The sequence below is a fragment of the Wylensekiella montiformis genome (genome assembly GCF_009697385.1).
Classification (GTDB): domain Bacteria; phylum Bacillota; class Negativicutes; order Selenomonadales; family Selenomonadaceae; genus Selenomonas_A; species Selenomonas_A montiformis.
Genome location: NZ_VUNL01000006.1, coordinates 104,822 through 123,235 on the forward strand (window position 1 = coordinate 104,822; position 18,414 = coordinate 123,235).

Sequence of the window (18,414 nt, forward strand, 5' to 3'; positions counted from 1 at the left end):
TCATCCCGACTCCTTTCCGATCTGACGGACCATCCGGTGCTTCAATTCTTCCTCGCTCTCCTCGGCAAGATCCCGGAATTCATAACCGGGAATGCCTGGATCAAAGCCGCATACCTCTTTATACACACAGTAAAGACAGGCATTGTTTTCTTTCTTTGCCTTCATACGGTACGGGCGGATCCGGATATCCCCTTCCAAAATTTCATTGCCGGTTTCCTCCAAAAGCCAGCCCACATAACTGAGCAGTAGATCAAATTCTTCGCCTGTCCGCACATAGTGTTTCTCCTTCGTGCGGGCATCAAACTCGCCGTCTTTTTTCAGACCCGCTTTGATATAACGGCTGTCCGGATCGATCTGCTTCACCAGTTCTGCATCAGCCAGAACCCAGCCCGGCATGCGCAGACTGCTGTCCAGCCTGCTCCGGATCTCTTCCTCCGAAAGGCGGCGCGGTGAAGAAATCAATGGGTCGCGCAGAAAGGCATAGAGTATCCCCGCAGGGATTCGTTCTTCTCCCCGCTGCCGGAAAAACTGCCGGCTAACTAAAAGATAGACCAGCAGCTGCAGGCGCAGGCCATAATACACTTCAAACAGATTCATCGCGGCGCGACCGGTCTTATAATCGATAAGCAGAAAATATGGCTGGCCTGTATGGACATCCAGCCGGTCGATTTGTCCGCGGAACGAAAGAGAATATCCGCGGTCCAGCGGAAGCGGCTTCAATCGAATTTCATCGCCCTGATGGCCGAAAGCCTCTTCAAAGTACGCAGGCTGGAACTCAGACACAGCGGCCCAGGCCGAGAGGTGGTTCACCGACCGAAGCGCCGTCCCGGCAATACGCGACAAGAGATGGAGATAATCCGGCCTGCTCATCAAAATCTCACTTTGCAGGCGCGGAGCAAGCTTTTCCACCAGACTGCGGCAAATCAACAGACGACGCTTCTGCGGTACATCCTGCCATCGTCCCTCATACTCCTGACGCACCAACTCTCCATATTCCTTAAGCACGGCATGAAGCATCTGTCCCAGATCCTTCTGACGAAACCGATACTCCTGACGTTCCTGCAATTTTAATCCATAACCGGCAAAATGAGCAAAAGGGCACTGGCGGAACTTCTCAAACCGGGTCACGCTTCCCCGCAATACCTTTCCGTTCAAATACAAGGCCTTTGCCAGTTCCGGAGAGATCCGCCCTTCATCCGCTCTGGCAAACAATCCGGAAAGAGCCATGTTCAGGGGACGGCGCAGCGCGGGCTGGGCCAGTGTCCAATTATAAACATCCTGCCAAAACGGCTCCATTTTCCCCTGCTCCCGGCGCCCGCGCAATGCCCCGGCCAGCCCGGAAAGGGCGGGGCCGGCTGCCGCCAGCTGCAAAAGATCATGACGCCCCAGAGATTCCAGCGGAATCGACAGGAAGCGTTCTTTCGCCCCGGGAAAAAGAGCCAGCAGACGCTGAACCAGCGGCGAAGGCTGAAGCCCGTTTCCTTCCGCATCAGCCAGTGCATACGAAATCCACAAATAATCCCTCGCCTCATTAAAGCCATGATACAACAGAAAAGATTCACTAAAACTGCGCTCCCTGCTGCCGTGAAACACCTCAGGCGCCAGTTCGCCTTTCTTGCCGGCCAGATCTTTGAGCGCCTGTTCCAGATGCAGCCGATCCGCATCCGTAAAGATTCCCTGCACGGCACTTCGCCGCGGCATGATACCGGCATTCGCTCCCAGAATGTAAACAGCCCGCGTGTTTTCCAGACTGTTCTGGTCAAAAGAGGCTACCGTCACATAATCAAGCCCCGGCGGGATCAGCGCAACCTGCATCGCATCCAATCCATCGCCGAGAACAGCGACAAAATTTGACAGCGGCATAGCTTCCTTGCCGCTGATCTCAACCAGCTGATCGAGCAAAGCGATGATGTCCGTCCAGATCTGCCGATGCTCGGCCGCATCGGCCAGCCGGCCTTCCTGTTCTGCCAGCTTTGTCCATTCCTGCAAACGAAGCGGCACATCCAGCTGAACCAGCAGGGTATAAACAGCCTTCACCATATCCTGAACAGAAGACGACGCACGAATGTTTTGTTCAAATACATTCAAAGGATCTGCAGCCTGTCGGCGCAGACTATCCATCTCCGCCAATACGTCACTCACGTTATCCCCGGGCTGCTCATCTTCTTCCAGCGAATACCGCCGATACCAGTCCCAGTTTTCAGACTGAGTCCAGCGTTTACGTCCATAAATACCAAAAGCCAGCACATAGTTTTCCAGTTTATCCACATCATCGCGCACCAACGGAAAAAAGCCGGTGCGCAGACAGCGAAAGACCGGCTCGTAACGCCATCCGCCCATGACCACATCCAAAGCAGAACGCATCAATTCGGCCAGAGGATGATGCACAGCCGGCCGTTTCCCATCCTGAAAAAACGGAATACCATAATCCTGCAGGACCAGACCAAGTATTTCGCGATAACTTTCTTCATCGCGAATCAATATCCCAATATCACGGTAACGATATCCCTGCTCCCGGGTCAGGCGCCGGATATCCGATGCCGCCGCCTCAGCCTCCAGACGGCGATTCGCCGCCTCGGCCAGCTGAAGTCCGTCTGCTTCCGTTGCATCAGGCAGCACAGCGGCAGTCTGGAACAGATCCTGCTCCAGATGCGTGAGCGCTTTTTTCTTCGCGCGAAAATTTCCCGTCATCAAAGTGACAGAGCAGTCTTTCCCCACGTTCCCACTGCCCATCTCATCCGCCTGCATCAGACGAATCCGCATCATCGTCTGATAAGGCCGATAAAACAGACCGGTTTCCCTTACGTTTTCCGGAAGATTGAGTTCCAGCTGCCCGCCGGGCAAACGGCGTCCTGCCATAGGCAAGGTGACGTGGACAGCGGCAGCACATTGCAACAATGACGCAATGACCCGCATTTCCTGCGGATTAAAAAACGTAAAGCCATCCAGCCAGATTTCCGCCCCGCGGATCATATCGGCCTGCGAAAGGTGATCGGCCAAAAGCTCCATCATATCTTCTGCATCGTTCGCCCGCCCGGACATCGCCGCCTCAAATTCATCGGCCAGCCCGGCCAGTTCCCGAACCTTGCCGATCAGGCGGCTGTCCGCAGCATTCATATATTGTGCCGCCTGCCGCAGGACTCCTGCGGGAAGCCGGTATCGTTTCATTTCACGAATGGCTTCCGACAGGTTTCCGGTAAACCCGCGCTGCTTCACCTGCCGGGCAAAAATCGTCAAATCATTTTCACGCTGATGGCGGCTGAGCAAGTTGCGAAGCATCAGACGCCGGCCGATCTCACTGATACGGGGAATATCGGCGCCGCCGGTTTCCAATAGAATCTGTCGGGCAAACCGGCGAAAGCCGAAAACATAGGCGCGTAAAAATCCACCCTGACCGGTCATGGAAGCCGCAAGCTGACGCTCTGCCTTATACGTCATATACTCCGGCACCAGAAGAATGAGCGCCGGACCGACCGGTTCCGCTTCCATTTTTTTTTGCATGGCCGACAGACAGGCCTGAGTCTTGCCCGATCCTGCGCGGCCGATAAGAAAATCCAGTTTTGCTGTCATATCCTCCTGCTCAACTTTCTGTCGTACCAATGACAAACTCTGCTCTGCTTCCGCCAGATCTCGACTTTTTCACTTCCAGACGGGCAGGAATTCTGGATCTCAGCTCTTCCACATGAGAAATAATCCCGATCAGGCGCCCGCTGCGCTGCAGCGAAAATAAAGCTTTCAGCGCCACATCGAGCGTCTCGCTGTCCAATGTACCGAATCCTTCATCAATGAACATGGTATCCAACCGCGTCCCTCCGGCATAGCTCTGCACCACATCAGACAGTCCCAGCGCCAGAGACAGCGAGGCCAAAAAGGATTCTCCTCCTGACAATGTCGCCATGGGACGAGAATAGCCGGAATAGTTATCAAATACTTCCATATCCAGTCCGCCTTGTTTATTTCCGTTAAGCCGTTCTCCCGACTGAAGCTGATATTGACCACGGCTCATGACGAGCAGCCGCTGATTCGCGGCTTCCATGACATCCTCCAACAGGGAGTGCAGCACATAGGTCTGAAACGACACTCTGCTTCCGCTCTTCCCGCTGGCCAGGTCAGCCAGATCAGCCAGCTGCGCATACCGTGCAGCTGCCCTGCCGCCCTGTTCCTCCAATTCCTGCCAGTTTTTCCTGCTCTTCTGCAGTTTTTTCCATCGTTCCTGACTGGCAGCCCATCGTTCATGAACCGTTTTCCATTCTGCCATGGCATGCTGTTCTGCCTGTTCCAAAGCAGGCAGATCCGGCTGTACTTTTCCTTCCGTCTCCATTCTGGCTTTTCGTATTTCCACCTGTACCGCTTGAAAATTAGCCGCATGCTCTTCAAGCTGACGGCATACCGACGCACGATACGAAGAATCTGCCCATTGGCCGGCAATCGCCCGCTCATAATCGTTTCGGTCCAGAAAACCAGCTTCCCGGCACCGTTGCATAAAAAGCTCCCGGCTGTCAAAAGCCCGTCGGCTCAGCTGCCGGCACTCCTGCAGACAAGAGGACCAGCTCCCCTTCAAATTTCCATAGCATGTCACGGCTTCCCGAAAACGTTTCTCAGCCTGATCAGATCTTTTCTCCCATTCCCGGATCTCCGCTTCCAACCGGGCAATATGCCCACGCATCTGATCCGGCTCCCAAAAGGTCTCCGGCAAATGGCTTTTTTTCTCCTCAACGGATTTCTGGGCGGCAGCAGCAGAAACAGCGGCCTGACGGCTCAGTTCCTGCTGACGGCTGCGCTTGTTCTCCCATTCTTCCATTTGTTTTTCCAGCCGGCCGGAACGCGCTTCCTGTTCAGAAAGCTCCGCGCAAGCCTTTTGATCCTCCTGCAGCCTGCGGCGATACACATTCAGTTCGTTCTGTATATCAATCTGCGGACGCCATTCCTGCGCAGAACCGGCCAAAGCGTCTCTGGCCGCACACTTTTCCTGCCAGGCGCGTTCCGCTGCAGCCGCTTTTTCCTGCAGTTCTTCCCAATGCTGATGATATTGGTCGGTTTTCTTCTGATTTTTTTCCAAATCTTCTTCCGTCAGGCATCGCCCTACCATTTGCGCCAGCCGCGGATGATGGGGGGAACCGCAAACGGGGCAGGGATCGCCTTCTGCCAGCTTCCCGGCCAGCAGAGCGGCCTGAGCCTGACCAGCCAGCTCCCGCATATTCCGCAGCTTCTGGTCAGCCTGCTGCCATGTTCTCCGGCTAAGCTCCGCCTCTTCTTTCTGCTTGCGGAACTGCTCTTCTGCCCCGGCAATTTCCTGCTGCAGCAAGGCAATCCTGCGGACCGTTTCAGCTTCCTGTTCCAGTGTTTTCACACGAAGTCCGACCGCTTTGGCATCAGCAGCCTTGTTCCGCAAGACTTCTATGCACTCCTGACAAGCCTTATATTCCGTTCTTCCGCGCTCCAGCGTCTGTTTCAGGGCCTCTGCCTGTTTCCGGCTGGCCTCTTCTTCCCTGCGGCACTGCTCCGCCGCCCGAATACTCTCCGCCAGCGAATCCGCCGTACCGAGCAGACTACGGAGATGCCCCAGCTCCTCCTGACGCTGTTTCTGTCCGCTTTCCCCGTCCTTTATTCCGCGCCATATTTCCCTTGCCTTTTGCTCGTCTGCCGCGGCCTGTTTTCCTTTCGCGTAAAGAGACTTTAAATCAGCTGCTTTTTGCCGGGCATTCGCTTTGTCGCGTTCCCATTGGGCGTTCAGATCCGTCAGAGCGGCCGCCCGCTCAGCCTGTTCCCATAATTTTTTTGTCTCTTTATCCCGTTCCTGTTGCTGCCGTTCCTTTGCTTCGCGCCGGAGCGCCTGCTCCAGAGCCTGAAATTTTTCAGAAACAGCGCGGCCGGCCTCTTTTTCCTGCAGCGATTTGCGGTACAGCTCTTCCCGCGTTCCGGCCTCCCGGCGCAGCAGTTCCGTTTCCGTTCTGCAGCTTTCGACCGCCTCCTGCAGAGATTGAATATCCGGCATCTCCGCATCCTGCAGAAAGAACTCCTGTCTGGCCCGGATTTTTTCATAGCGTGCCGCCAGATCTGCGGCCTTCCGCTTCAGGCGTTCCTCCATCTCCTGATACACATCCGTATTGAACAGCACCCGCATGATTTCCTTGCGTTCTGCCGTATCAGCCATTAGGAACCGCCGAAACTCGCCCTGCGGCAGCAGAACGACTTGCCGGAACTGGCGGCACTCAAAGCCGATAAGCGAATAAATTTTTCTCCGCACCTCGCCGTCGTTTTTCCATCGCTCCACCGGCTCCCCGTCTTTTATGCGCTCCAAAATCACAGAGGCCATTTCTCTGGCCGTTCCCGTCCCACGCTTGGCCTTGCGCGTATATTCCGGATTGCGGCGGATATGCCACACTTCCTCCCGCAGAGCAAAAATAAAATCCACGTACGTCGGCACGTCAGGTGCCGCTTCCCGATTCCGAAGCATTCCCGGGCGCCGCGATTCATCTGCCGCTTCTCCGTACAGTGCATAGCAAATGGCGTCAAAAACACTTGTCTTTCCCGCCCCTGTGGCTCCGTGAATCAAAAAAAACGACTGCCCTTTCAAACAAGAAAAGTCCAGCACCTGCCTGTTTTCATAAGGGCAAAATGCACAGAATTCCAAACGAAGCGGTCTCATGATCGTTCTGCCTCCTCACGATCGATTTCCCTGATACATTCCGACAAAACAGCCTGCTGTTCCGGGCTCATCCCTTCCCCCTTCATCTGCTGATAATACTGCTCAAACAGATCCTGTCTGCTTTTCTGCATAGCCTCCTGCCCCTGAAGCTGCCAATGATCCTGCTGCACCATGATATTCGGTCGCAGAATCTGCATGAGATTCGGATAGCGCAGCTTCAGCTGATTAAACGCATCAAGTACCGGTTTTTTATCCAATAAATCTACCTCGATAAAATCATCACTGGGCGGATAAGCCGTTTCATCCCTTTGAATCGCCTCGAACATCCCGCGGATGCGCCGCACGTCATGACGCGGTTTCAGTTCCTGAAACCGCTGTGCTGCACGCCCCGTCCCATCGATTTCGACAATATTCACGCCCTTATGCTGCTCCGCTTCATCAAAGGAGTATTTCATCAGAGAACCGCTGTAACGAATATTCGCGCTGCCGGCCTGCTGCGGATTATGAAGATGTCCCATACAGGTATACTGGAAATCACGGAAACGGGACGGCGACACATTCCCAGCCCCGCCTGCCGCCAGCGGGCGCTCGGAATCCGAACCACTTCCGCCTGCCAGAAAAGCATGCGCCACGGCCACAGCGCGCATTCTGTCCGGTATACGAACCCGACCGGCCTCGATAAGCCGGGCAGTTGCCTGATCGAAGTCCATAGATTCCGTCTCACCAAAGAGCGTGCGGATCTCCGCCGGTTCCACATACGGATAAAGCTGGAAAGCAATAGGGCCATATTCATCTTGCAAAACAACCGGTTCCATTTCCGCCTCCGGCTCACCGCGCACAAATACACCCGCATTTCTCAAAAGCCGGCGTCCAAAGTCCAGCCTGCGGGCACTGTCATGATTTCCGGCAATAAAGAGAACCTGTACCTTCTCTTCCGTCAAGCGGGTAAGAATCTCATCAAACAAATCCACGGCTTCCACAGGTGGAATACCGCGGTCGTAAATATCGCCGGCAATGACGACCGCCTGCACCTTTTCATCCCGGACTAAAGGAAGAAACTCCTGCATCAGCAGAACGCGCTGCTCTTCCGTGAGATGCATGCCATGAAAATATCTGCCCAAATGCCAGTCTGCTGTATGGATAAATCGCATACCTTGTCGTCCTTTCCCCTTGTTGTCTTTCCGACCTGTTCCCAGAAAATAAGCCTCCTGAAAAGAGGAGGCTTATCCTTGTCAGCAACAATCTGAACCCTATCGCCACGGCTCCGTCACACGGCGGAGAGCGGCGTAATAATCCGGCGCAGCGTCCGCCCGCAGGAGCACGGCTCTTCTTCCAGCATGGCAGCCTGCCCGGTACGATACCGGATCAGCGGCATGGCTTCTGCGGCAAGCGACGTCAGCACCAGTTCACCCATATGCTGCGGTTCATGAATCACATGGTCACTATGAAAATCAACAATCTCCGGATAATAATAATCCTCCTGAATATGATAGCCGTTATGCGCTTCACATTGATACAGAATACCGGCCGTTCCCAGCTCGGCCGGTCCATAGAGGTCATAAAGCCGCGCCTGCGTGCGCTCCTGTATATGACGGCGCAAAGGATCCTGAACGCCCTGCCTGCTCCAGCAGAGGATGCGCTTCAGAGGAGAATCGACGATATTGCGCCCGGCTGTCTGCAGTTGGATGACCAGCTGCAGGACCAAATGCGGCGTACTGACCAGCGTATCTGCGCCAACCATATCCAGCATCCGTAGCCATTGATGATAATCCGTACCCATAGGTACGACGGCTGCGCCAAGGATCTCCAGCGCATACTGAATATCGAGCAGGCGGCTGTCCGAAAGGTCCCCCTGCACTGCGACCAGAGAGGCGTTCATAACCCCTGCGGCTGTCAGACAGCGGGTCATCATCTCCACGTTATGAGCGATATCGCCATTGGTATAAGCTCTGGTCAGGCTCTCTCCCTCCTCAGGCAAAGCCTGAACACGCAAGACGCCGGACAGCGGCATGGTCATCCAGTCCATAAAATGCGTCCGCGCCAGCATACTGCGTTCGGTCAGCGGAAGACGGGAAATATCCTCCAGCGTATGAATATCCGTATACGATACTCCGACGGACCGAAAGCGCTCCTGATAAAAACGGCTTTTCTCCTGCGCCCACTTCACCTGTTTCTTCAACCGTTCCAGCTGAAGCCGCTGTAGCGAAGACCTGTTCATTTGTTCAATCTGCGGATTTGCATACATCTATTTTCTGACTCCATTCACTGCCTGTTTTTCTATTCGAAAGGCTTCTGGTAAAAAAAGGGCTGAAAACTCGTATAACCAAGTTTGCGGAAATTCAAAATGGCTTCCGTCGCGCCGACAAATAAGATCCCGCCCGGCTTCAGCGCCTGAAAGAAATGAGCATAAAGCTGATCCTTTGCCTCTTCCGTGAAATAAATCACCACATTCCGGCAAAGAATCAGATCAAAACCGGTTTCAAACGGATCTTTAAGCAGATTGTGCCGGCGAAACTCAATACAGTCCTTAATCTCCTGTTTAACGGCATACTTCTCTCCGTCTGTTTTATCGAAATAGCGTGCCCGCCGCTCCGGAGTCATCGCCTTCAGTTCATTTTCCGTATAAACCCCGCACTTTGCCTTGGCCAGAATCTCGACATCCAGATCCGTAGCCAAAATACGATGGCGAACCCGGGGCGTCATCTCCTTTAATATGATGGCCAAAGAATAAGGCTCAGCGCCGATGGAACAGCCCGCGCTCCAAATATTCAGCTTAGGCGTCCGCCGCAAAAGATCGGGAATGACATCCGTTTCCAGCTTGCCGAATTTCTCTGGCGTACGGAAAAATTCCGATACGTTAATGGTCAGATATTCAATAAAAGATGCAAAGGCATCTTTATCCCCGACCACCCGGTCAAAATACGCACTATAAGAATTCATCCCTGCGCGATTTACCAGATTGCCAATGCGCCGCTTCATCTGCGGTTCCTTGTAGAGATCCAGATCAATTTCCGTTTTCCGTTTCAATTTTTGTTTGAAAGCAATCCAGTCCTTATCCTCCGTCATGACCATTTCCCTCCTGCTCTTTCCTGCTCAAAAACCAGCAGGCCGATAAATATGCTATAGAATAATATTCCCGACACGATACAAAAAGTCCTGCAAAAAGGACCGAAAATCAAGAGTTTCGCCCGACCCTCCTGATAAAAAGAAGAAAAACAGGCTGCCGCACAGCCCGAAAAGGCCGCCGACAGCCATAAATCCTTCCGGCAGGAGCCGGATATGTGTTCATTCGATCGTAAACACCGTCCGATTGTCCTTCTCCTTCACCTTTGGCAGGACAAGGTGCAGTACACCATCCTCATAAGCTGCACTCACACCTTCCGGATCGATGCCATCCACAAAAAATTCCCGTTCAAAATCACCGCAGCGGCGTTCGCGGCAAAGATAACGAACCTGCATCTCCGGGACAGGACGTTCCGCCTTAATCCGCAGGCAGTTGTTTTCATCATAGGATACATGGATTTGTTCTTTGGCGAAGCCAGGCAGCTCGGCGAACAATTCATAGGAGGCATCGGTATCAACAACATCAACGCGAAATGGTGAAATGACCGCGCTGACACGTCCGAACGGATGAAACGACTGGCCCGCTGCAAAATCCAGCGCCTTTTCCATCAGCTCACGCCCCTTTTCTGCATTCTCCCGAATATTAAACGGTATGGTCCGGAACATAAAAATCGCCTCCATAATAAAAATCGTGCTTCTCTTCTCACGTTTTATTATAGAGGCATTTTCTGAATTTTACAAGGATTTTAAGGAGGAGTGCTGCTTGGAAAATAGCTCAAGAATATGACTGCATTCCTGAACGATTTCCACCGTTCCCTGATAGGCACCATCCGCGTCATATACAGCAAGATATTTTACCAGAACCGGCCTCCCCATGATATATCGGGCAACTTCCAGAGAAGTCCGCTTCTTTTTCCGAAAATCCGCAATGAGATTCCGCACCACCGGAATAATCTGCGGTGGATGACACTCGGCAACATCACGTCCCAATGCCGCTTTAGGCCGCGGGAACACCTTGCCCTCGTTGACAAAGAATCGCAGCGTATCATCCTGATCAATAAAGGTAATGTCAACCGGCAGCAAGGAAAGAACGCTCCTCAACTGCTTTACCGTTAGCTCACCCGTAGGAAGAATGACGCGCCCATCGAGAATATCCTGATGGCTTGCCTTTTCCCATTTCTTCGCCGCCCATTCCTCGCCGGCTTCCCAGCGGTCCATCTCAACCGAAAATCCCAGTCCCATCTCCGGAAAATCCCGATAGACACATTTCCAATCCTCTTCGGTAAAATATCTCATGCACAGCGGGAAAAGGATCCTCTCCTCTTTATAGATCATTTCACGGGCACGCCCGGACAAAGCCGCAATACGTCCTTTATACAGCACGGCATTGTCCCGATCCTCAGATACAGCCCGCGTCAGCGTTCCGAGTTCTTTCTTGATCTCATCATCCACGCCCCACATGACCTGAGACGGACCGGTCACCCCGCAGCGATAAAGGATCGGCATCAACAGCTCTTCCTTCTTCGCATAATGCAGGCGCACCTCGTTAAACCGCTGCAGGAGGCTCCAAATCTGCTCTGCATCCATCTCCTCCTTCTGGCACTGTACATCCAATTCGTCCAGCACGGATTCCAACCCGCTGTTTTCCGCGCGCAGCAAATGGAGCGGATGCCCGGCAGGCAAATCCGGATCGGAAAGATTCTCCGCCGCATCTCCCTGCCCTTTTCCTCCGCACGGGACCGCTTCTGTCTCGGTGCGCCCATGAAACAGAGCAGAATGAACATCGCACAGCTTTTGCAACTGCTTCATTGGCACTCCGCTGCGAATCAGCAGCTGCTCCGCATCTGCAATCTCCAGCGCCGAGACATGGTCAAACTCCCGCACAAAATCCTGACGAACGGACTCCAACGGCTCTCCGTCCGACAGCCGGTCAATATACGAGCGCAGTTTCTCCGTGCGCACGCTCCGTTCATCCTGCCCGATCACATGAAAGCCATGTGCGTTCAATTCCTGCAAAATCTTTTCCATCGGAATCTTGCAGACCGCCGCTCCCCGCGGCAGCGTCATGATGTTTCCCATCACCTTCATCGCCATCGGATCGAGTATTTTTACAAACCCCAGAGCCGCAAGAATCGCCCGCAGCTCCGGATAAGTCCGCACCAGTTCCGCCACAGTCTGTCGCAAATCAATCGTCTTCATGATGCTATATACCTCCTGTACTCTATTACAAGCCATACCTGTCTCAATGATTACTTGCCTCACATTATATAGAGAGCGCGCCTTGCTGTCCGTTGCAATCGTTACATACCATCATGGCGAAGCCTGATTTCCTTCTTCCTCTTGCATTTCTGTCTGCTCTGCGCTACAATAGAGCCGGTTATACATACAAAATAAATATTCAGTATGTACATTATATATTTAATTAGTATATTGGAAAGATGAAAAAACTATGGATCTGAAGCAGCTCAAATACTTTATGACGATTGTCGAAGAACAGCAGATTACTGCGGCCGCCCGCAGGCTGCACATGGCCCAGCCGCCGCTGTCCCATCAGATGAAGATGCTGGAACAGGAGCTTGGTACGACATTGTTCGAACGAGGACCTCACCAAATCGAACTGACGGATGCGGGACAGCTGCTGGCGCAGCGGGCGGAACAGCTGCTTACGCTGGCAGATTCTACCCGCAGAGAAATTGATGATCTGAACAAAGGATTAAGGGGTACCCTTCACTTAGGTACGATTTCCTCCTCTGGCAGTATTCTCCTGAATCCCGGATTGCACCGTTTTCATCTGGAATATCCGGACGTCCATTTTGAAATTCATGACGCCAACACCTACCAGTTGATCGATCTGCTCCGTCAAGGGATCATTGAGATCGGCATTGTGCGGACGCCGTTTCCCGCAGATTCCTTTAACTGCATCTATCTAAAACCGGAACCGATGGTCGCAGCCATGACCGGCGAGCTTGACTGGTGTCCGGACCGCTCGCACATTCCGCTAAAAGAGCTGGATCAGCGTCCGTTAATCATCTATCGGCGTTTTGATCCCCTGCTCCGGGATGCGTTTTCCCATGCACGCATTCAACCGGTCATCACCTGCCGGAATGACGATGCACGTACTACGGTGCTCTGGGCCAATGCAGGGCTAGGCATCGCTGTAATTCCTGCCTCAGCCGTATCGCTGGCGGCGCATGACCGTCTCCACGTGAAAACCATCGACGAGCCCGCCCTCAAAACGCGCATGACCGCCATCTGGCGCCGCGACCGGTATCTTTCCCATATCGCCCAAAAATTTCTGAACGCCCTGTCCTATGAAAAGGAGGAACTCTCATGCCCCAGCAAATAACCGTCGCTTCATCCTGTCCGCATTTTTATCGCAAATTATTCCAGTCCACCTTCCTGATCAGTGCCTTCACCGTAGGCGGCGGATTTGTCATTATTCCGCTGCTGCGAGCCAAATACGTAGAGGAATACGGCTGGCTGACCGATAAAGATACGCTCAATCTCGTCTCTATCGCACAGTCTATGCCAGGCGTCGTAGCGGTCAACGCTTCGATTATTCTCGGCTACCGCATGGCGGGACTGCGCGGGACACTGACCGCACTGGCCGCAACGATTCTGCCGCCGCTCATCACGCTTTCCATCATTTCCTGCGCCTACGACTGGTTCGCCAGCAATCCCTATGTACGCTATGCGCTCAAGGGCATGCAGTGCGGCGCAACAGCATTAATCGTCAACGTCGCCATAGATCTCCTGCAAAAACAACTGCGGAAGAAACTCTTATTTCCGCTGGCCATCATTGCCGCCACATTCACCGCCAATTTCATCTTCGGTATCAATCTCATGCTGCTCATCCTCATCGACGGGATTCTAGGGCTTTTGTTCCTGCGCGGCAGTCAATATGGGAAATAAGGAGGAACAGCACGATGATTTACCTGATGCTCTTTTGGGAGTTTGCAAAAGTAGGACTCTTCTGCGTTGGCGGCGGCTATGCCTCGATGCCGCTGATTCAGGCTGCCGTAGTAGACACGTATCACTGGATGAACCTCAGTGAATTCGTCGATATCTTTACCATTTCACAGATGACTCCCGGGCCGATCGGCATCAATGCAGCAACATTTGCCGGCATGAAAATCGCCGGCATCCCCGGCGCCGTATGCGCCACCATCGGCTTTTGCACTCCATCGCTGATACTCGGCATTCTGCTCGCCAGACTCTTCTTCCGATACGGCGATATCGGCCCCATCCGCGGCATATTGAACGGTCTTCGGCCTGCCGTCGTCGCTCTGATCGCAGCAGCCGGCATCAGTTTCGTGGTCCTGGCACTATGGAACGTCGAAACGCTGCCGTCTGACCTTCGCACCATTGACCCGATCGGCGTGATCATCCTGGCAGCGTCCCTGATTGCTGTGCGCAGGAAAGTCAGCGTCATCAAGCTGCTGGCGGCCAGCGGCGTAGCAGGACTTTTGCTCGGACTCGCAAGGCAAATGACTTTATGAGCGCTGCGGAAAAACTTTCAGCCCTCCACGTAATGACTGAAGCTCCCTATCACCAACTGGGGGAATTCCTTATGCAACGTTTCCAAAAAGGCGCGCGTTCCCACTGTTTTCCCGGCCGGTTTCGGCATAATATCCAGAAAAGCGTCCGGATCAATGTTCAAGTTGCGTACCTGAATCATCTGCACCGGCAGTTCACGGAAAAAGTTCTGCCACGCAGCCAGCTCCTCCTCGCGATCATTGAATCCTGGAAAATACAGCAGATTCAGCGAAACATAAACGCCATGATCGAGCGCATACCGAATGGACGACCGGACTTGTTCCAAATGATAATTCGCCCGGTAATAGGCATCATATCCCTCATCCCGTGCGCTGATGATGGACACGCGCAGGGAATCCAGTCCGGCATCGACGATTTTTCGGATTCCCTCCGTCCAGCCGGCATTCGAATTCATATTAATCTGGCCTTTTCCTGTTTTCGCGCGAATCAGCCGAATCCCTGCCGCAATATTGTCCGCAGCCAAAGACGGTTCCCCCTCACATCCCTGGCCAAAACTGATAATGCCATCAGGTGCAACGGACAGATGATAAATACCTACCTCGGCAATCTCCTCCGGTGTCGGACGAAAACGAATCCGTTCCTGCGGCGAAGGACAGCATTCCGCCGGCTGCAGCGAAATGCAGCCAAAACAGTTGGCGTTGCAAACCGGAGAAGTGGGAATCCCGCATTCCCAGCGGCGGTAAAACAGATTCTGCGCCGTACAGCAATGCCATTTCAAGCTGCACCCTCCGACCTGTTCGACAATGCGATTGCCCGGCAGGTCTTTTTTGGTGCGGCGAACCAGTTTCTTAAGTTCCTTCGTATTGTAATGAGCAGGGTCCCATTTGTCATTTTCATCCGTATAAACCGCTGCACAATAAAGCTCATCCCGATAAACAACAACCGCCGTATAACCATAAAGCGGAAGGCGGGCTGCGCCTTCCTGCCGTTCATAAGCTGGAAGATACAATCTGGTATAGCCGGCGGGAAGAATGGCCGCTACAGCCATTCCGCGAATCGGCAACACTTCCCCTTCCCCGCTCATCCCCACCGCGAGATGATCCGGCAGCAGCATAAGGTCAGCGCTTTCCGGCAAGGGAATGAGGTCTTCGGGCGTCAGGCGGACATTCTCTCTGCCGGTCCGCCCCATCCCTGTCAGTCCCGGCGCATCCAGAATATTTCCCTTTTCATCCGCATAAACCGCGGTAATCCGGTCAGACTTCGTCATGCGTTTCCTCCCTCTTTTCCGCTTTTTCCTTAGCCGCTTTCTTTTTTCTGGGATTAAACCGGTTCATGGCCATATCCGCTCCCTCCTGCACAATACATTCCACTGCAGGAAGCAAATATTGTATCGCATCCTTTACCCGCGGTACCTCATCCTCAGAAAAAGGCGCCAGCACATGATGAACAACCGTCCAGCCCGGAAGAGGACGTCCGATGCCGATACGCACCCGGACAAAATGCTCATCGCCCACATGCGCCAGAACCGATTTAATGCCATTATGTCCTCCTGCGCTTCCCTTTTTTCGGATGCGGACCACACCAGCCGGAATATCCATATCATCATGAACGACGATCAGATCTTCCGGCTCCAGCTTATACCAGTCCATAAGCGGACCGATCGCTCTACCGCTCTCGTTCATATAGGTCTGAGGCTTGACCAGCAGCACCTTCTCCGCTCCGATCCGCGCCTCCGCCACCAACGCATTTTCCTTCTGTTTCCATCCGGAAGCACCAAGATGCCCGGCCAAAGCATCCACAAAAAGAAATCCTGCATTATGCTTTGTTTTCGCATATTCATTTCCTGGATTTCCCAGGCCTGCAATCATCTTCATCTCCGCCAAACTCCTTTATCCGATGCTAACGGGTGATAAGACTCCCCCCGACTCGGTTTCATTTGATCCTGCGAAAAAATCCCCGCCGTCTTTCCCGGCGGGGAACCTTTACCTGCCTATTATATCATATCTCTCAGCAGTCTGCAGTAGGATCGCCGATCAGAAACAAATACGCCAGCACGACAAGGCCGAGCGCGATCCGGTACCAGCCGAATGCCTTGAAGTCATTGGTCTTAATATAACTAAGCAAAAATTTAATGGACAGAATAGAAACAATAAATGCCGTCACCATGCCAACGATCAGAATGATGATTTCCGCGCCGGTATAATGAAACCCAAACTTAACCATTTTCAACAGACTCGCACCAAACATAACCGGAATGGCCAGAAAAAAAGTAAACTCCGCCGCCACATAACGGCTGGCGCCAAAAAGAATACCGCCGAGGATCGTTGCACCGGAACGACTTGTGCCCGGCACCAGCGACAGCACCTGAAAAACGCCGATAATGAATGCCGTCTTATAATCCAGTCTGGATAAATCCGAAATACGCGGGCGGCGATGTTTGTTGTAATTTTCCACCACGATAAACAGGATGCCGTAAAGAATCAGAGTAAATGACACAACAGGAGCAGTCATGAAATGCTTTTCCATATAATCGTTGAACAACAGACCGATAACGGCAGCCGGCAGGCAGGCGAGAATTACCTTGCTCCACAGGCGGACCGTCTCCTTTTTTTCCTGACGTGACTTCCAGGATGACCACGGATTCAACTTCTCAAAATTTAAAGCGACAACGGCCAGAATCGCCCCAAGCTGAATGACCACCAGAAACATATCCATGAACTGCTTGGATACATCCAGTCTGACAAACTCATCCACCAAAATCATATGTCCTGTGCTGGAAACAGGAAGCCATTCGGTCAATCCTTCGACCACACCGAACAAAATGGTCTTAATCAGTTCCATAATACTTAAATCCACTGTGAATTCCCTCCTGAATAATCAATCGGCACAAAGCTGTGCACAAGCAGATTTCATTATAGCATAGCCAATAAGACTATGCATGACTTTCCGGAAGATTTTCGCTGAAATTTTATTCTTTTGTGTGAGCCGGTTACGGAATCCGCCCTTCTTCTTTTGCTACAATCAAAGCACAGCAAGGAAAGACCTGCACATATACCAATAAAATATCCCACCCATAGTTCAGGAGGAAACAACCATGTCCACAACGATTATCACAAAAGAAAATTTTCAGGAAGAAGTACTGCATTCTCATCAAACCGTGCTGATCGACTTCTGGGCAGACTGGTGCGGCCCATGCCGCATGCTCTCGCCGATCATCGATCAGGTGGCCGCTGATCACAGCGACATAAAAATCGGCAAGGTGAACGTCGACGAACAGCCGGAGCTGGCAGCCCGCTTTGGCGTCATGAGCATCCCTACGCTCGTTGTCTTCCGCAACGGAGAAAAGGCCGGAGAATCCGTCGGCCTCATTCCCAAGGAGCAAGTAGAAGCACTGCTTCGTTGAACGCAGCTGCATTCCGAACAATCCAAAACGACCCTTTCAGACCGGAATTTCTCTTCCGGTCTGAAAGGGTCGTTTCTGCTATATTCTATCCTTCTACAGGCCATGGTTTCGGGCCTCATCCAGCCCTCCTGACAAGCGCCTGACGATCCACCAGTCGGATACATCCGCGCGACGTTTTAATCCAGCCTTCCTGACTGAAATACTTCACCAGACGGCTGACGACTTCACGCGCCGTTCCCATAAAACGGGCAATTTGCTCATGCGTCAAATGAATTTCATCGCCGCCTTCCTTTTCACTTTCCTCAAGCAAAAAGATTGCCAATCTGCGATCCGCTGACAAAAACAGCACCTGCTGCATCTTCCAAAGCATGTCTGATAACCGCTGTGCAGCCAGTTCATAGCCATAGCAACGCACATAGATATTGGCATCAGCCAGCTGGCGAAATGCTGTTGCATCCGTCAAAAGGACATCTGTATCCTCCTCCGCATCAATATAGACATCAAAGGTAACAGCATCCAGTGCGCAGGACGCCGACAAAATGCCAACATCATCAGGAAACAGGCGATACAGCGTCACTTCCCGCCCGTCTTCCGACATGGTATAGACACGCAGCTGACCTTTTTTGATCAGCATAACGCCGATGCAATCCAACGGGCCTTGATGAACCTGAACCCCCCGATCGTAATGAACCGGATTCGTATGGGTACTGATCAGATTTCGTTCTTTTCCGGACAGATGCGGCCAAAAGTTAAAATGCCGGATAAACAGATCCGTATAGACCGGATTCTCTTTCATCGGAAA

At 52.8% G+C, this 18,414-nt stretch carries 15 protein-coding genes; 4 read left to right on the forward strand and 11 right to left on the reverse strand.

Features of this window, described 5'->3' with window-relative positions; genetic code table 11:
• The 7 genes from addB to FYJ78_RS06810 form a co-directional block, all read right to left on the reverse strand.
• The gene (addB, locus tag FYJ78_RS06780) at positions 1-3,606 is read right to left on the reverse strand and encodes a helicase-exonuclease AddAB subunit AddB (RefSeq protein WP_235899913.1); all 3,606 of its coding nucleotides are present in this window, start codon (positions 3,604-3,606) and stop codon (positions 1-3) included.
• Positions 3,581-6,649, reverse strand: coding sequence for an SbcC/MukB-like Walker B domain-containing protein (locus tag FYJ78_RS06785; protein ID WP_154620641.1), 3,069 nt, complete (start codon positions 6,647-6,649; stop codon positions 3,581-3,583). The genes addB and FYJ78_RS06785 overlap by 26 nt, the downstream gene beginning before the upstream one ends.
• The gene (locus tag FYJ78_RS06790) at positions 6,646-7,800 is read right to left on the reverse strand and encodes an exonuclease SbcCD subunit D (protein ID WP_154620642.1); all 1,155 of its coding nucleotides are present in this window, start codon (positions 7,798-7,800) and stop codon (positions 6,646-6,648) included. Before FYJ78_RS06790 ends, FYJ78_RS06785 begins: the two co-directional genes overlap by 4 nt.
• 116 nt (positions 7,801-7,916) lie before the next feature.
• The gene (locus FYJ78_RS06795; protein ID WP_235899915.1) at positions 7,917-8,867 is read right to left on the reverse strand and encodes a phenylacetate--CoA ligase family protein; all 951 of its coding nucleotides are present in this window, start codon (positions 8,865-8,867) and stop codon (positions 7,917-7,919) included.
• A gap of 59 nt (positions 8,868-8,926) precedes the next feature.
• On the reverse strand, positions 8,927-9,715 hold the full coding sequence (locus FYJ78_RS06800; protein ID WP_154620644.1) for a CheR family methyltransferase: 789 nt from the start codon (positions 9,713-9,715) through the stop codon (positions 8,927-8,929).
• 219 nt (positions 9,716-9,934) lie between these two features.
• On the reverse strand, positions 9,935-10,393 hold the full coding sequence (locus FYJ78_RS06805; RefSeq protein ID WP_328597666.1) for an Hsp20/alpha crystallin family protein: 459 nt from the start codon (positions 10,391-10,393) through the stop codon (positions 9,935-9,937).
• A 54-nt stretch (positions 10,394-10,447) separates the two neighbouring features.
• Entirely contained in the window at positions 10,448-11,914 is a 1,467-nt protein-coding gene (locus FYJ78_RS06810) for a DUF438 domain-containing protein (RefSeq protein ID WP_328597672.1), read from the reverse strand.
• Between the two features lie 247 nt (positions 11,915-12,161).
• Between FYJ78_RS06810 and FYJ78_RS06815 the strand changes: the two genes are divergently transcribed.
• Genes FYJ78_RS06815 through FYJ78_RS06825 form a run of 3 tightly spaced genes read left to right on the forward strand, consistent with a single transcriptional unit; the run spans position 12,162 to position 14,211 of the window.
• Complete coding sequence (locus FYJ78_RS06815; protein WP_154620647.1) at positions 12,162-13,058, forward strand: LysR family transcriptional regulator; 897 nt, start codon at positions 12,162-12,164, stop codon at positions 13,056-13,058.
• Positions 13,043-13,624 (forward strand): chromate transporter, encoded by a 582-nt coding sequence (locus FYJ78_RS06820; RefSeq protein WP_154620648.1) that lies wholly within the window; start codon positions 13,043-13,045, stop codon positions 13,622-13,624. Before FYJ78_RS06815 ends, FYJ78_RS06820 begins: the two co-directional genes overlap by 16 nt.
• Positions 13,625-13,638: 14 nt before the next feature.
• Positions 13,639-14,211 (forward strand): chromate transporter, encoded by a 573-nt coding sequence (locus tag FYJ78_RS06825; RefSeq protein WP_154620649.1) that lies wholly within the window; start codon positions 13,639-13,641, stop codon positions 14,209-14,211.
• A gap of 17 nt (positions 14,212-14,228) precedes the next feature.
• Here the strand turns inward: FYJ78_RS06825 and FYJ78_RS06830 are convergent, their stop codons facing one another.
• From FYJ78_RS06830 to FYJ78_RS06840, 3 genes are all read right to left on the reverse strand, one after another.
• On the reverse strand, positions 14,229-15,476 hold the full coding sequence (locus FYJ78_RS06830; RefSeq protein ID WP_154620650.1) for a radical SAM family protein: 1,248 nt from the start codon (positions 15,474-15,476) through the stop codon (positions 14,229-14,231).
• Positions 15,463-16,083 (reverse strand): aminoacyl-tRNA hydrolase, encoded by a 621-nt coding sequence (gene pth, locus FYJ78_RS06835; RefSeq protein ID WP_154620651.1) that lies wholly within the window; start codon positions 16,081-16,083, stop codon positions 15,463-15,465. The genes FYJ78_RS06830 and pth overlap by 14 nt, the downstream gene beginning before the upstream one ends.
• A gap of 133 nt (positions 16,084-16,216) precedes the next feature.
• Positions 16,217-17,050 (reverse strand): undecaprenyl-diphosphate phosphatase, encoded by an 834-nt coding sequence (locus FYJ78_RS06840; protein WP_154620715.1) that lies wholly within the window; start codon positions 17,048-17,050, stop codon positions 16,217-16,219.
• A 253-nt stretch (positions 17,051-17,303) separates the two neighbouring features.
• Between FYJ78_RS06840 and trxA the strand changes: the two genes are divergently transcribed.
• Positions 17,304-17,612, forward strand: coding sequence for a thioredoxin (gene trxA, locus FYJ78_RS06845; protein WP_154620652.1), 309 nt, complete (start codon positions 17,304-17,306; stop codon positions 17,610-17,612).
• Positions 17,613-17,727: 115 nt separating this feature from the next.
• On the opposite strand, the gene FYJ78_RS06850 is transcribed toward trxA, so the two are convergent.
• Positions 17,728-18,408: a Crp/Fnr family transcriptional regulator gene (locus FYJ78_RS06850; protein WP_154620653.1), complete on the reverse strand. Its 681-nt coding sequence runs from the start codon at positions 18,406-18,408 to the stop codon at positions 17,728-17,730.
• Between the last annotated feature and the right edge of the window lie 6 nt (positions 18,409-18,414).